The 14267-nt window shown below is 74.0% G+C and carries 11 protein-coding genes; all 11 read right to left on the reverse strand.

The features are described from left to right. Nucleotides 1-254: 254 nt before the first annotated feature. On the reverse strand, nt 255-1037 hold the full coding sequence (tpiA, locus tag LN037_RS10790; protein WP_230751930.1) for a triose-phosphate isomerase: 783 nt from the start codon (nt 1035-1037) through the stop codon (nt 255-257). Nucleotide 1038: 1 nt separating this feature from the next. Next, nucleotides 1039-2247, reverse strand: a complete 1209-nt coding sequence (locus LN037_RS10795; protein ID WP_230751931.1) for a phosphoglycerate kinase — start codon at nt 2245-2247, stop codon at nt 1039-1041. Next, nucleotides 2247-3263: a type I glyceraldehyde-3-phosphate dehydrogenase gene (gap, locus tag LN037_RS10800; RefSeq protein ID WP_230751932.1), complete on the reverse strand. Its 1017-nt coding sequence runs from the start codon at nt 3261-3263 to the stop codon at nt 2247-2249. Before gap ends, LN037_RS10795 begins: the two co-directional genes overlap by 1 nt. Before the next feature lie 124 nt (nt 3264-3387). Then, nucleotides 3388-4401 carry a DNA-binding protein WhiA gene (gene whiA / locus LN037_RS10805; protein ID WP_230751933.1) on the reverse strand — a complete coding sequence of 338 codons (1014 nt, stop codon included), beginning with the start codon at nt 4399-4401 and terminating at the stop codon, nt 3388-3390. Continuing rightward, complete coding sequence (locus LN037_RS10810; protein ID WP_230751934.1) at nt 4392-5549, reverse strand: gluconeogenesis factor YvcK family protein; 1158 nt, start codon at nt 5547-5549, stop codon at nt 4392-4394. The genes whiA and LN037_RS10810 overlap by 10 nt, the downstream gene beginning before the upstream one ends. After that, nucleotides 5546-6439: an RNase adapter RapZ gene (gene rapZ, locus LN037_RS10815; protein WP_230751935.1), complete on the reverse strand. Its 894-nt coding sequence runs from the start codon at nt 6437-6439 to the stop codon at nt 5546-5548. Before rapZ ends, LN037_RS10810 begins: the two co-directional genes overlap by 4 nt. Then, nucleotides 6436-8460, reverse strand: a complete 2025-nt coding sequence (gene uvrC, locus LN037_RS10820) for an excinuclease ABC subunit UvrC (RefSeq protein ID WP_230751936.1) — start codon at nt 8458-8460, stop codon at nt 6436-6438. The genes rapZ and uvrC overlap by 4 nt, the downstream gene beginning before the upstream one ends. Before the next feature lie 124 nt (nt 8461-8584). After that, nucleotides 8585-9145 (reverse strand): MarR family winged helix-turn-helix transcriptional regulator, encoded by a 561-nt coding sequence (locus LN037_RS10825; RefSeq protein ID WP_230751937.1) that lies wholly within the window; start codon nt 9143-9145, stop codon nt 8585-8587. 426 nt (nt 9146-9571) lie between these two features. After that, nucleotides 9572-10297, reverse strand: coding sequence for a PIG-L deacetylase family protein (locus LN037_RS10830; protein WP_230751938.1), 726 nt, complete (start codon nt 10295-10297; stop codon nt 9572-9574). An 18-nt stretch (nt 10298-10315) separates the two neighbouring features. After that, nucleotides 10316-11158 carry an SWIM zinc finger family protein gene (locus LN037_RS10835; RefSeq protein ID WP_230751939.1) on the reverse strand — a complete coding sequence of 281 codons (843 nt, stop codon included), beginning with the start codon at nt 11156-11158 and terminating at the stop codon, nt 10316-10318. After that, entirely contained in the window at nt 11148-14258 is a 3111-nt protein-coding gene (locus LN037_RS10840) for a DEAD/DEAH box helicase (RefSeq protein WP_230751940.1), read from the reverse strand. The genes LN037_RS10835 and LN037_RS10840 overlap by 11 nt, the downstream gene beginning before the upstream one ends. Nucleotides 14259-14267: the final 9 nt, after the last annotated feature.

Raw genomic sequence — 14267 nt, forward strand, 5'->3', positions numbered from 1 at the left:
CTCCTCGCCCCGGATGCGGGGCGGGCGTTCGTGCGTCACACTACCCGGCCCCTCCGACCGGAGGGTCCGGGGTCACTCTTCCCAACGATCACCGGGCCGCCCGGAAACGACGTGGCCCGACCGGAGCGGGTCCGAGCATGAACAGGTGGGCCGTGCGGTCCACGGGCGGCACGGCCCGGAACGACCGAAGGGCCCCTTCGGTCGACTAGATCGACGGAAGGGGCCCTTCGCTCAGGACGGGCGGCGGCGGGGCCCTACAGGGGGCCGCCCGCCGCGAGGGCGCACAGCTCGGCGAAGCCCTCCGGGTCCAGGGACGCGCCGCCGACGAGCGCGCCGTCGACGTCGGCCTGCGCCACGAGCTCCTTGACGTTGCCGGACTTGACCGACCCGCCGTAGAGGATGCGCACGGCGTCGGCCACCGCCGGGCCGTGGACCTCCCGCAGCCGCTCGCGCAGCGCCCGGCAGACCTCCTGGGCGTCCTGCGTGGTGGCGGTCTTCCCGGTGCCGATCGCCCACACCGGCTCGTACGCGATCACCACGCGGCCGACCTGCTCCGACGACAGGCCCGTCAACGAGCCGTCGAGCTGGGCGGTGCAGTGCGAGACGTGGTTCCCGGCCTCGCGGACGTCCTCCCCCTCGCCGAGGCAGAGGATCGGGATCAGGTCGTGCTCGAGGGCCTTGGCCACCTTGCGGGCGACCAGGGCGTCGTCCTCGCCGTGGATCGTGCGGCGCTCGGAGTGCCCGAGCACCACCCACGTGCAGCCCAGCTTCTTCAGCATGGCCGCGGAGACGTCCCCGGTGAACGCGCCGGACTCCTCGGGCGAGCAGTCCTGCCCGCCGTAGGTGATCGGCATCGAGTCCGCGTCGATCACCGTCTGCACGCTGCGCAGGTCGGTGAACGGCGGGCACACGGCCACGTCGACGTGGTCGTAGTACTTCGTCGGCAGCCCGAAGTAGAGCTTCTGGACCACCCCGATCGCCTCGAGGTGGTTGAGGTTCATCTTCCAGTTGCCGGCGATCAGCGGCGTGCGTGCCATCTCAGGAGCCCTCCTCGAGCACGGCGATGCCGGGCAGGTCCTTGCCCTCGAGGAACTCGAGCGAGGCGCCGCCGCCGGTGGAGATGTGCCCGAAGCGCTCCTCGTCGAGCCCGGCGGCGCGGATCGCCGACGCCGAGTCGCCGCCGCCGATCACGGAGAACGCGGGCGAGTCGGCCACGGCCTCCGCCACCCCGGTGGTCCCGGCGGCGAACGGCTCCATCTCGAACACGCCCATCGGCCCGTTCCAGAACACGGTCGCGGCGTCGGTGAGCTTCTCGCCGAACAGGCGGACCGTCTCCGGCCCGACGTCGAGCCCCATCCAGCCCTCGGGGATCTCGTTCACCGGCACGGTGCGGGTGTCCGCGTCGGCCGCGAAGGCGTCGGCGACGACCACGTCGGCCGGGAGCACCAGCGTGTCGGGGTACCGCGACAGCAGGTCCCGGCAGGTCTCGATCTGGTCGGACTCGAGCTTCGACCCGCCCACGTCGTGGCCCTCGGCCGCGAGGAACGTGAAGCACATCGCGCCGCCGACCAGCAGCGTGTCGACCGTCGGCAGCAGGTTGGTCAGCACCGCGAGCTTGTCGGAGACCTTCGAGCCGCCGAGGATCACCACGTACGGCCGCGCCGGGTCACCGGTCAGGCGGCGCAGCACCTCGGTCTCGCGGGCGACCAGGTCGCCGCCGTAGGCCGGGAGCTTGTGGGCGATCTCGTAGACCGAGGCCTGCTCGCGGTGCACCACGCCGAACCCGTCGGACACGAACGCCCCGCCCGGCACCAGCTCGGCGAGCTCGGCGGCCAGCGCGTCGCGCTCGGACGCCGAGCCGGTCTCGCGCGGCTCGCACCGCACGTTGGCGAGCATCGCGACGCCGCCCGCGGTCAGCGCGCCGGCGACGTCGCGGGCCGACTGCCCGACGACGTCCTCGGCCAGCGACACCCGCTGGTCCAGCAGCTGCCCGAGCCGCCCGGCCACCGGCGCGAGGCTGGACCGCTTGTCGCGGCCCAGCGGCTCCGGGTCCTTGATCCGGCCCAGGTGGGCCGTCACCAGCAGCTTGGCGCCCGCCCCGAGCAGCTTCGTGATCGTCGGCAGGGCCGCACGGATGCGGCCGTCGTCGGTGATCGAGTAGCCGTCGAGCGGGACGTTGAAGTCCGCACGCAGGAGGACGTAGCGGTCCTGCACGCCCTCCGCGACGAGGTCGTCGACGGTCTTCATCAGAGCTTCGAGCCCACGAGCGTGGTCAGGTCCACGACGCGGTTCGAGTAGCCCCACTCGTTGTCGTACCAGCCGATGATCTTGACGGTGTTGCCGCCGAGGACCTTCGTCATCCCGGAGTCGAAGGTGCACGACGCCGGGGTGCCGACGATGTCGGTCGAGACGATCGGGTCCTCGGTGTAGACCAGCACGCCCTTGAGCTCGCCCTCGGCCGCCTTCTTGAAGGCCTCGTTGACCTCCTCGGCGGTGACCTCGCGGTCGAGCGTCGCGGTGAGGTCGGTGACCGAACCGTCCGGCACCGGCACGCGCATCGCGACACCGTTGAGCTTGCCCTCGAGCTCGGGCAGCGCGAGGGCGGTCGCCTGGGCGGCACCCGTCGTCGTCGGGATGATGTTGACCGCGGCGGCGCGGGCGCGACGCAGGTCCTTGTGCGGGGCGTCGTGGACGCGCTGGTCGCCGGTGTAGGCGTGCACGGTCGTCATGAAGCCGGTCTGCAGGCCGAACGCGTCGTGCAGGACCTTCGCCATCGGCGCCACGCAGTTCGTGGTGCAGGAGGCGTTGGAGAGGATGTTCTGCGAGCCGTCGTAGGCCTTGTCGTTGATGCCCATGACGACCGTCAGGTCCTCGCCCTTGGCCGGGGCGGAGATGACGACCTTCTTGGCGCCGGCCTTGAGGTGCTTCCCGGCCGAGTCGGCGTCGGTGAAGATGCCGGAGGACTCGATGACGATGTCGACGCCCAGGTCGCCCCAGGGCAGGTCGGCCGGGTCGCGCTCGGCGAAGGCCTTGACCTCGGTGCCGTTGACGATCAGCGCGGAGTCGTCGTACTCGACCGTGCCGTCGAAGCGACCGTGCACCGAGTCGTACTTGAGCAGGTGCGCGAGCGTCTTGTTGTCGGTGATGTCGTTGACCGCCAGCACCTCGATGTCGGCAGTACCGGCGGCGCGCTGGACCTCGAGCGCGCGGAAGACGTTGCGTCCGATCCGGCCGAAGCCGTTGATGCCGATCTTGATGGTCACGCGCAGTCCTGTCTCTTCGGGTGTTCGTGCTGGCAGGCCCGACCCTAACGAAGGCGACGCGGGGCACGCATCGTCGCGAGCGCCTCACCCCGGCCGCTGACCAGCAGGTCCGGGTGCGGACGGATCAGTGCTCGCGGCCTGCGGGGACCTCGACCATGTCGTCCTCCTCCATGTCCGCGGTGACCGCGGCGGAGGTGTCGGGCACGCGCAGGTCCTTGGCCTTCTTGTCGGCCATCGCGAGCAGCCGGCGGATGCGCCCGGCGACCGCGTCCTTCGTCATCGGCGGGTCGGCGAGCTGGCCGAGCTCCTCCAGCGAGGCCTGCTCGTGCTGCACGCGCAGGCGGCCGGCCGTGATCAGGTGGTCGGGCACCTCGTCGCCGAGCAGCTCGAGGGCGCGGTTCACCCGGGCGGAGGCGGTCACGGCCGCCTTGACCGAGCGGCGCAGGTTCGCGTCGTCGAAGTTCGCCAGGCGGTTCGCCGTCGCGCGCACCTCGCGGCGCATCCGGCGCTCCTCCCACTGCAGCACCGAGGAGTGGGCGCCGATGCGGGTGAGCAGCGCGCCGATGGCGTCGCCGTCGCGGACCACGACACGGTCCGCGCCGCGCACCTCGCGCGCCTTCGCGGCCACGCCGAGCCGGCGGGCCGCGCCCACGAGCGCCATCGCGGCCTCCATGCCCGGGCAGGTGATCTCGAGCGCCGACGAGCGGCCCGGCTCGGTCAGCGAGCCGTGGGCGAGGAACGCGCCGCGCCACGCCGCCTCGGCGTCGCACACCCCGCCGGAGACGACCTGCGGCGGCAGCCCGCGCACCGGGCGACCGCGCGGGTCGAGCAGGCCGGTCTGGCGGGCGAGCGAGTCGCCGTCGGCCGCGACGCGGACCACGTACCGGGTGCCCTTGCGCAGGTTGCCCTGCGAGAGCACGTGCACCTCGGGCTGGTGGCCGTAGAGCTCGTGGATCTCGCGGCGCAGGCGGCGTGCGGCGTTGCCCGTGTCGAGCTCGGCCTCCACGACGACGCGGCCGTTGACGATGTGCAGGCCACCCCCGAACCGCAGCAGGGCCGACACCTCGGCCCGCCGGCAGCAGGTCTTCGTGACGGCGAGCCGGCTCAGTTCGTCCTTCACCGCAGCGGTCATGGCCACCGTAGGTCCTCCTCGTCGTGGCGGTAGGTGCCGTCGGTGGGCGTGAAGAACACGTCCGCTCCGAACCGGCGCCGTGCCGCTCTCCCCCAGGTCTCGACTCGCGCGTCCCACTCGTCGTCGGGCACGCGCTCGCGCGAGGCGGCACTGCCCGCCGCCTCCCGCAGGGCCCCGGCCAGTGCGACGGCGTCGTGGCGCGGGGCGCCGTCGGGTTCGCCGACGGCGGTGAACAGGGTGGTCGCGCCGAACGCCTCGGCGCCGCGGCGGAGCCGGTCGGGCTCCGGCGTCGCGTCGGGGTCGGCGATCACGACGTCGAGCCGCAGCCGCGGGGCGTGCTCGGCCAGCGCGTCGAGGTGCTGCTCGGGCGAGAAGCCCGCGGTCTCCCCCGGCTGCGGGGCGAGGTTGAGCACCAGGACGCGGCGGGCGTCGGTCTCGGTGAGCGCGGCGAACAGCTCGGGCACCAGCAGGTGCGGCATGACGCTGGTGAACCACGACCCGGGGCCGAGGGTCACGACGTCGGCCGAGCGGATCGCGGCGACGGCCTCCGCGCACGCCTTCGGCCGCCGCGGCACGAGCCGGACCTGCCGGACGTGGCCGGGCGTCGTCGCGACCGCGACCTGGCCGCGGATCCGGTGGGCGACGTCGTCGTCGCGCGCGGCCGAGGAGGAGATGCCGAGCCCGGTCACGTCGGCCTCGATGTCCACCGGCACGGTGCTCATCGGTAGCACCCGCCCACGCACCCCGAGCAGCCGGCACGCCTCGTCGAGCGCCGCGACCGGGTCGCCGAGCACGTCGAGCAGCCCGGCGAGCACGAGGTTGCCGACCGCGTGGCCGGCCAGGGCCCCCGAGCCGCCGAAGCGGTGCTCGAAGAGCCGGCGCCAGGCGGACATGTCGGTCGGGCCGGCGTGGTCGCGCTCGGCGAGCGCGTCCAGGGCCATCCGCAGGTCGCCCAGCGGGAGGATGTCGAGCTCGCGGCGGATGCGCCCGGAGGACCCGCCGTCGTCGCCGACCGTCACGACGGCGGTCACGTCGTCGGTGAGCCGGCGCAGCGCCCGGAGCGTGGCGTGCAGGCCGTGGCCGCCGCCGAGCGCGGTCGCGCGGAACGGGGAGCCGGGTCCCTCGCCGTTGGTCCGGCCGTTGGTGCCGCTCACTCGCGGCCCACGTCCCGGTGCGAGACGGTCACCCGCACCCCGTCCTCGCCCGCCATGCGCCGGGCGATCTCCTCGGCGATGGCCACGCTGCGGTGCTTGCCGCCCGTGCAGCCGATCGCCACCGTCAGGTAGCGCTTGCCCTCCCGCCGGTAGCCGACCCCGACGATGCGCAGCAGCTCCAGGTACCGGTCGACGAACTCGGCGGCGCCCTCCTGGGTGAGCACGTAGTCGCTGACCACGGCCTCGCGCCCGTCGTGCTCGCGCAGCTCGGGGATCCAGTGCGGGTTGGGCAGGAAGCGCACGTCGACGACGAGGTCGGCGTCCTGCGGCAGCCCGTGCTTGTAGCCGAACGAGAGCACGGTGACGCTGGAGGTCACCTCGGCGGCGCTCTCGTGGAACGCCTCCTCGATCGCCTTGCGCAGCTCGTGCACCGACCGGTTCGAGGTGTCGACGACGAGGTCGGCGAGGTCGCGCAGCGGCGCGAGCAGCTCGCGCTCGGCGTCGATCCCGTCGACGAGCCGGCCGTCGCCCTGCAGCGGGTGCGAGCGGCGGTTGGACTCGAAGCGCCGGATCAGCACGCTGTCGTCGGCGTCGAGGAACACCACCCGCGGGCGGGCGCCCCGGGTGTCGAGCTCCTTGATCGCGGCGCCGAGGTCGGCGGTGAAGGCCCGGCTGCGCACGTCCATCACGACGGCGATCCGGGTCACCTGCCCCTGCGACCGCGCGCCGAGGTCGACCACGGTCTCGAGCAGCTCGGGCGGGAGGTTGTCGACGACGAACCACCCCAGGTCCTCGAGGACCTTCGCCGCCGTGCTGCGCCCCGCCCCCGAGACGCCCGTGATGATCGCGACCTCCACCCCGCCGTCGGGTGCGTTCCCCCCGTCGGTCACGACGCCTCCCCCTGGTGGTGATTGAGGGCGTCGAGCACCGCTTCCGCGGTCCGCTTCCCGACGCCGGGTACCTCGGTGATCTGCTCGACCGTCGCCGCCCGCAGCTTCTTCACGGACCCGAAGTGCTTGATCAGAGCGGTCTTGCGGGCCGACCCGAGCCCCGGCACCCCGTCGAGCTCGGAGGCCGTCATGCGGGTCGAGCGCTTCTGGCGGTGGTAGGTGATCGCGAAGCGGTGCGCCTCGTCGCGCACGCGCTGCAGCAGGTAGAGCGCCTCGGACGTGCGCGGCAGGATCGCCGGCATGTCCTCGCCCGGCAGCCACACCTCCTCGAGGCGCTTCGCGAGGCCGCACACCGCGACGTCGGTGATGCCGAGCTCGGAGAGCACCTCCTGAGCGGCCGCGACCTGCGGGGCGCCGCCGTCGACGACGAGCAGGTTGGGCGCGTAGGCGAACTTCCGCGGGCGGCCCGTCGTCGGGTCGATGCCCGGCAGCGGCCCGTCGATGGCCACCGGGTCGATCTCGCCGCTCGCCGGGGAGCCGTCGGGGGTCTCGCCCGAGCACGACGTCGTCGTCGGGTCGTGCTCGTTCTCCTCCGCGGTCTCCCGCAGGTAGCGCTGGAACCGGCGGCGGACGACCTCGGCGATCGCCGCGACGTCGCCGCCCTCCGCGCCGCCGCGGATCGCGAACCGGCGGTAGTCCGACTTCTTCGGCAGCCCGTCCTCGAACACGACGAGGCTCGCCACGACGTCGGAGCCCTGCACGTGGCTGACGTCGGTGCACTCGATGCGCAGCGGCGCCGAGTCGAGCTCCAGGTACTCCTGGATCTCCTCCAGGGCCGCACTACGCGCCGTGAGGTCGCCCGCCCGCTTCAGCTTGTGCTGGGTGAGCGCCTCCTTCGCGTTGCGCTCCACGGTCTCGGCCAGCGTGCGCTTGTCGCCGCGCTGCGCGATCCGCAGGCTGACGCGGCTGCCGCGCAGCCCGGTCAGCCACTGGGCGAGCGCGGCGTGGTCGTCCGGCAGGGCGGGGACGAGCACCTCGCGCGGCACGGGCTGCACGGCGTCGTCGGCCGAGCCGGCGAGCGCGGCCTGCTCGCCGTAGAACTGCGAGAGGAACTGGCCGGTGAGGACCTCCAGGGAGTCCTCCTCGCCGCGTTCGACCACCCAGCCGCGCTGCCCGCGCACCCGGCCGCCGCGCACGTGGAAGATCTGGACGGCGGCCTCGAGCGGGTCGAGCGCGAAGGCCACGACGTCGGCGTCGGTGCCGTCGCCGAGCACCACGGCCTGCTTCTCGACGACCCGCTTGAGGGCCCCGGCGTCGTCGCGCAGCCGGGCGGCCCGCTCGAAGTCCATCTCGGCCGACGCGGCCTGCATGTCCTTCTCGATGCGGTTGATCAGCTGGTCGGTGTGGCCCGCGAGGAAGTCGCAGAAGTCCAGCACGATCTGGCGGTGCTCCTCGGCGGACACCCGCCCCACGCACGGGGCGGCGCACTTGCCGATGTAGCCGAACATGCAGGGCCGGCCGATCTGGCCGTGCCGCTTGAAGACGCCCGGCGAGCACACCCGCGCGGGGAACACGCGGGTGAGCAGCTTCAGCGTCTCGCGGATGGCCCAGGCGTGCGCGTAGGGGCCGAAGTAGCGCACGCCCTTGCGACGGGGGCCGCGGTACACCTTGAGCTGCGGGTACTCCTCGTTCAGCGTCACCGCGAGGACCGGGTAGGTCTTGTCGTCGCGGTAGCGGACGTTGAACTGCGGGTCGTACTCCTTGATCCAGTTGTACTCGAGCTGGAGGGCCTCGACCTCGGTGGAGACGACCGTCCACTGCACCGCGGCCGCGGTGGTCACCATCCGGCGCGTCCGCGGGTGCAGCCCGGAGAGGTCGGCGAAGTAGGAGTTCAGGCGGCTGCGGAGGCTCTTGGCCTTGCCGACGTAGATCACGCGGCCGCCCGCGTCGGAGAACCGGTAGACGCCAGGCGCCTCCGGGATGGTTCCCGGGGCGGGGCGGTAGGTGCTCGGATCGGCCATGGCGAGCACCAGCGTAGGCGTGTCTCCTCAGCGTGTCGGCGTGCACCCAAGCGGGTGGTGTCGGCGTGTCGTTCGGCGTGTCCCGTCCCGAGACACTTGCGTTCCGGTGTGTCGGCTTGCGGTGTCAGCGCCCTCCGTCCGCCCGTTCCCGGTGCTCCAGCCACCGGCGGTGGCGGGTCTGCCGGCACCGCTCGACGGCCTGCTCCTGCACCGACCGCATCACCACCCCGGTGACCTGGACCAGCGCGTGGAGCGTCGCCACCCGACCGGCCGGGGTCAGCCCGGCGGCGAGGTCGGCGAGGTCGTGCCGGAGGGTCGCCCGGGCGTGGCGCAGCGCGGCCACCGTGTGGTCGGGGAGGTCGACCAGCCAGCCCCGGGCGTCGTCGGGGTCCACGTAGCGACCCACGCGGTCGGCGGCCACCAGGCGGTCGACGGCCCGGGCGGTGGCGGCGTGGCTCAACGCGCAGCGCCCCGCGAGCGCGGCGATCGACAGCGGCGCGACGCCCCGGAGCACCTCGAGGATCGTCAGCTCCGTCGGATCGAGCCCGAGCCGTGCGGCGTCGGCCCGGTGCAGCTGCACGACCGTCGGGACCAGTTGGTCGAGGACCGACAGCGCGAACTCGAGATTCTCCGCCTCCAGCTCGGCGCCCCACGGCGGTCTCGGCGGTGGGTGTTCCTCGGACACGGACAGGACGCCAGGTCGTTCCGCGTCCTGGTGGGGGCGGTTCGGGAGATCGCGACGCTGCTGCGCGTCGTGCACATGGTGGGGCGCCCGGGGCGAGGAGGTCCTTCGAGTTCTGCGCGCCGCGCACACAACTCGGGGAGCGTGACGACGACGTCGGCTGCCCGACGCGCATGATCGCAACGTCGTGAGCGTGTCGCATCAGGGCTTGCGCGCGTCGCTCTCGAACTCGTGATCATGGTCGAGCCGAGTTCGGCGTCGGGCCGGGTGGGTTGTGTGCGGGGCGCGCGGGTGTCCCGGGGGCTCGGTGCCGGGCCGGGTGGGTTGTGTGCGGGGCGCGCGGGTGTCGGGTGGACTCGGTGCCGGACCGGGCCGGTTGTGCGCGGGGCGCGCAGCGCGGACCCGTGCCGACCCGGCGTCGGGAACGGGCTACTTGGTGTCGAGGACGAGGAAGCCCTCGGCGTAGCGACGCTCCTCGGGCGGCGTGCCGTCGGTGCACCAGCCCGCGGCCTTGGCCTGGGAGTAGCCCCACATCTGCATGCGCTCGGCGAGGTCGGTCATGTGGGCGGTCTGCGACTCGTGGGCGCGGAGGGCCTCGATCTTGCGCTCGAGGGTGTCGGTGATGTCGACGTAGAGGTCGGCGCCGTCGCCGGGGTTGGCGATCCACGTCTCCGGCACCGTCCACGCCTCGAGGCCCTCGTCGGCGAGGAGCTCGGGGTGGGCGAAGGGGTTGCGGGCGTCGGGGTAGATCGCGCACATGGCGGCCTCACCGGCGGCGATGTGGTCGGGGTGGCTGCCGTAGGTGCTGCGCAGGTTGCGGGTCGGCGAGGGCACGACGCACCGGTCGGGGCGGCGCTGCCGGATCACGCGCGAGAGGTCGCGGCGCAGGTCGTGGGTGACGTAGAGCCGACCGTCGGGGTAGCCGAGCCAGTCGATCTCGCCCACGCCGTACACGTCGGCCGCGGCGCGCTGCTCCTTGCGGCGCAGCTCGGCCATCTCCACGCGGCCGACGGCCTCGTCGAACCCGCCCGCGTCGCCGTCGGTGACGATGCAGTAGTCGACGGTGTCGCCCTCGGCGATCCACCGGGCGACGGAGCCGCCGCTGCCGAAGTCGATGTCGTCGGGGTGCGCGACGATCATGAGGATACGAGCCACGCGCACCGTTCTACCGGCTCAGGCGCCGAGACGCCGGTAGAGGGGGCGCAGCGCCTCCCGGGCATCGACGCCGTCGACGGTCACGCCGAGCGGCGGCATCTGGTCGAGCAGCTCCTCGGAGTTGCCCGACGCGGGCCCGCCGACGTCGGGCAACGGGCCGCCGGCGGTCCAGAACCGGTCGACGACCTCGGCGAGCGGGGTGACGGCGGGACCGGTGTCGTCGCGGCGGTCGCGGATTCCCGCGAGCAGCGTCGCCCTGTCCCGGCCGCGCCAGCGCAGGATGAGGAACGGGTCCTCGTCGAACCGCTCCGCCACCAGGTACGCCACCGCCGCGAGGTGCTTGCACGGCACCGACCAGTCGGGGCAGGAGCAGTCCATCGGCATCTCGCGGGCCCCCGTCGGGAAGAGCGAGAGACCGACGCGGCCGAAGACCTCCTCGAGGTCGTCGGGCACGGTGCCGCCGAGCAGCGAGGCGGCGTACCAGGAGTCGGCGGCGAACGCGTTCTCGACGGCGTCCCAGGCCTCGTCGGCGAAGGTGGTGATGCCGATCCGCGCGCGGTACGGCTCGGCCCGCGACCCCTGCACCGTCGCGACGACCTCCCCCGGCTCGATCGCCAGGTCGATCACTTGCCCGGCGCGCGCGTAGGTCTTCCCGCGGTCGAGCCGGCCGCCGACGCCGAGCTTCTCCAGGACGGCGAGGAACCGGCCCGACCACCAGGACGCCCCGATCGCCCCGCGACGGCTCTTCGCGGCGATGCCGTCCTCGACGGCGATCCGCTTGCCGTACTCGGCGAAGGTCGCGGGACCCGGCTCGGGGAACTTCTCGCGGAACGGCTCCTTCGGGCGGCGCCTAGGCGGCATCGTCGTCGTCCAGTTCGTCGTCGTCGTCGTCGCCGCCGTCGTCGCCGCCGTCGTCGGTGGCCCCCGGGTCGAGGGCGACCACGCGGCGCAGCTCGTCGGTGGACAGGCCCGTGAGCCAGTCCGGGTCGTCCCCGCCCTCGCCGATCACCTGGCCGGCGAGGGTGCGCTTGCCCTCGATGAGGTCGTCGATCCGCTCCTCGACGGTGCCGCCGCAGACCAGCTTGCGGACCTGGACGGTGCGCTTCTGCCCGATCCGGAACGCGCGGTCGGTCGCCTGGTCCTCGACGGCGGGGTTCCACCAACGGTCGAGGTGGATCACGTGCTGTGCGGCGGTGAGGGTGAGCCCGGTGCCGCCGGCCTTCAGCGAGAGCAGGAACAGCGGCGGGCCGCCGTCGGACTGGAACGCCTCGACCATGCGGTCGCGGGCCCTGCGCGAGGTCCCGCCGTGCAGCCACAGCACCTCGACGCCGAAGCGACGGGCCAGGTAGGGCGCGAGCGCGTCGCCGAACTCGGTGAACTGCGTGAAGAGCAGGGCCTTCTCCCCCGCGGCCAGGATCTCGGCGACGATCTCCTCGACCCGCGCGAGCTTGCCCGAGCGCCGGGCGAGCGGGGACCCGTCGTGGAGCAGCAGCGCGGGGTGGTCGCAGACCTGCTTGAGCTTCGTCAGCGCCGCGAGCACCTTGCCGCGCCGCTCGATGCCCTCGCGGCCCGCCGTCTCCAGCCCGGAGAGCGTCTCGGTCATCTCGTCGACGACCACCTGGTACAGCGAGGCCTGCTCCGCGGTGAGGCTGCAGCGCTCGACGGTCTCGATCTTGTCGGGGAGGTCGTCGACGACGGTGCGGTCGGTCTTGACCCGGCGCAGCAGGAACGGGCGGACGGCGGTCTGCAGACGGCGTGCGACGTCCTCGCGGCCGTGCCGCTCGATCGGTACGGCGTAGCGGTCGCGGAACGCGGTGACGGTGCCGAGCAGGCCGGGGTTGACCGCGTCCATGATCGACCACAGCTCGGCGAGGCGGTTCTCCACGGGCGTGCCGGTGAGGGCGAGGCGGTGCCCGGCGTCGATGGTGCGGACCGCCCGGGCCGCCCGGGAGCGGTTGTTCTTCACCAGCTGCGCCTCGTCGAGGACGAGCCGGTGGTAGCGGTGGCGGGACAGCTCGGCCACGTCGCGGGTCAGCGTGCCGTAGGAGGTCACGACGAGGTCGGCGGCCGCGAGCGTCGCCGTGAGGTCGCCCGTCGCCCGGCCCGCGCCGTGGTGCACGACGACGCGGAGCCCGGGCGTGAACCGCGCGGCCTCCCTCTGCCAGTTCCCGACGACGGACGTGGGCGCGACGAGCAGCGTGGGAGACGTGGCGGGACGGAGCTCGGCCCCGGAGGTGGGCCGCTCCGGCCCGTCGTCGGGGCCGCCCCGCTCGTGGGCCTCGAGGGCGAGGACCTGGAGCGTCTTGCCCAGCCCCATGTCGTCGGCGAGCAGCCCGCCGACGCGCAGCCCGGCGAGGAACGCCAACCAGGAGACCCCGCGCCGCTGGTAGGGCCGCAGGGTCGCCTCGAGCGCCGGCGGGTCGTCGAGCAGTTCGAGGTGGGCGTCCGCCGCGCCGGAGAGCAGCGCGCCCAACGAGCCGGCCGCCGTGACGTCCTCGACGGGCAGCGGCGCGGCCCACTCGGGCGGCAGGTCGTCGTGGTAGGCCGAGTGCAGCGCGAGGACGTCGCCGACCGTGCCCTCGCCCGGAGCGCGGTCGAGGAACTCCAGACCGGCCCGCAGCCGCTCGGCGTCCACGGCCACCCAGCGGCCGCGCAGGAACACCAGCGGCGCCTTCGCGTGGACCAACGCGCGCATCTCGTCGTCGGAGAGCGGGTCGCCGTCGACGGCGAGCTTCCAGGAGAACTCGACCAGCTCCTCCTTGCGCAGCCGCCCGCGCAGCGCCACGACGCCCTCGGGCCCGGCGCCGCCCGTGGCGTTCGCCGTGACGCCGAGCCGCGCGGGCTGCGACCACCAGCTGGGCAGCAGCACGCCGAAGCCGGCCCGGTCGAGCGGCGCGGCGACCCGGAGCAGGAAGTGGTGGGCGCCCTCCCGGTCGAGCTCCATCCCCGTCGGGCGCGGCACCCGCAGCGCCTCGGTCAGCTCCGGGTAGATCGCGGCGGCGCGGCCGAGCTCGGCCAGCAGCATCTCGCTGGGGTCGTCGAGCCAGCGGCGCAGCGACCCGGCGTCGCGCCAGATCGACTCCGCGGTCACTCGCAGGCTCGCGTCCTGCGCGGACTGCAGGGAGAACTCGAGCCAGAACCGGGGCTCGCCCTCGACCGCATGGCCCAGGTCGTCGACGACGATCTCGGTGAACCGGAAGGTCCCGCGGGCGGGGCCGGCGTGCGGGGCGCCGACGACCTCCCAGCGGGCGAGCCCGGGGTCCAGGTCGCCCTGTGCAGTGGCCGCGAGGAGGGCGGGCGCGGCGGGCTCGTCGCGGAGCCGGTGCCGGGCCTCGGCGTCGACCAGGGCGGTGAGCGCCTCGGTGACCAGTTCGGCGGGGTCGGGACCGATCCCGTCGGCGACGGGTCGCCCGTCGACCGCCTCGGCCCGCACGGCCGGCGGCAGGGCCGCGGCGAACGCGTCGGCGGCGACCAGGTCGCGTCCCTGCAGCACGGGACGCCAGCCGAGCGGATCGTCGTGGTCGGGGTGCGGGGCGGGCAGGACCCGGCCGCGTGCGACGAGGTCGGCCGCGAGCCGCCCGAGGGCCCGCAGCACGGCGAACTCCCCGCCCTCCCCCGGCAGCGGCTCGGACCGCAGGAGGACGTCCGCGTCGAGCTCGAGGACCGGCACCGTCCACGGGGCGAGGGCGGCTGGGGTGTCGGAGCCGTCGGACGGGACGGGTTCGCGCGTCGCCCCGGCAGGACCGGCCGTCGACGGCAGGTGCAGGACCGCCTGCCCCTCCCCGCCGGCGGTGCCGAGCGCCGCCGCGACGGCCCGCAGCTGCTCGTGGTCGGCCGCGAACGGGTGCGGGCGGGCGCCGCGTGCCCGGCTCCGCGTCGACCCGCCCGCGCGGCGCGCCGGGTCCTCGGCCCAGAGGCAGAGCCCCCGGCCGGGCGACCACGCGGCGTGCAGCGCGAGCATCTCGGGAGA

Source organism: Actinomycetospora soli (assembly GCF_021026295.1).
GTDB classification, from domain to species: Bacteria; Actinomycetota; Actinomycetes; order Mycobacteriales; family Pseudonocardiaceae; genus Actinomycetospora; species Actinomycetospora soli.

Coding starts and splice junctions, on each gene's coding strand:
- LN037_RS10840 (WP_230751940.1), bottom strand. CDS start 14,258: ATGCTCGCGCTGCACGCCGCGTGGTCGCCCGGCCGGGGGCTCTGCCTC.
- LN037_RS10835 (WP_230751939.1), bottom strand. CDS start 11,158: ATGCCGCCTAGGCGCCGCCCGAAGGAGCCGTTCCGCGAGAAGTTCCCC.
- LN037_RS10795 (WP_230751931.1), bottom strand. CDS start 2,247: ATGAAGACCGTCGACGACCTCGTCGCGGAGGGCGTGCAGGACCGCTAC.
- tpiA (WP_230751930.1), bottom strand. CDS start 1,037: ATGGCACGCACGCCGCTGATCGCCGGCAACTGGAAGATGAACCTCAAC.
- uvrC (WP_230751936.1), bottom strand. CDS start 8,460: ATGGCCGATCCGAGCACCTACCGCCCCGCCCCGGGAACCATCCCGGAG.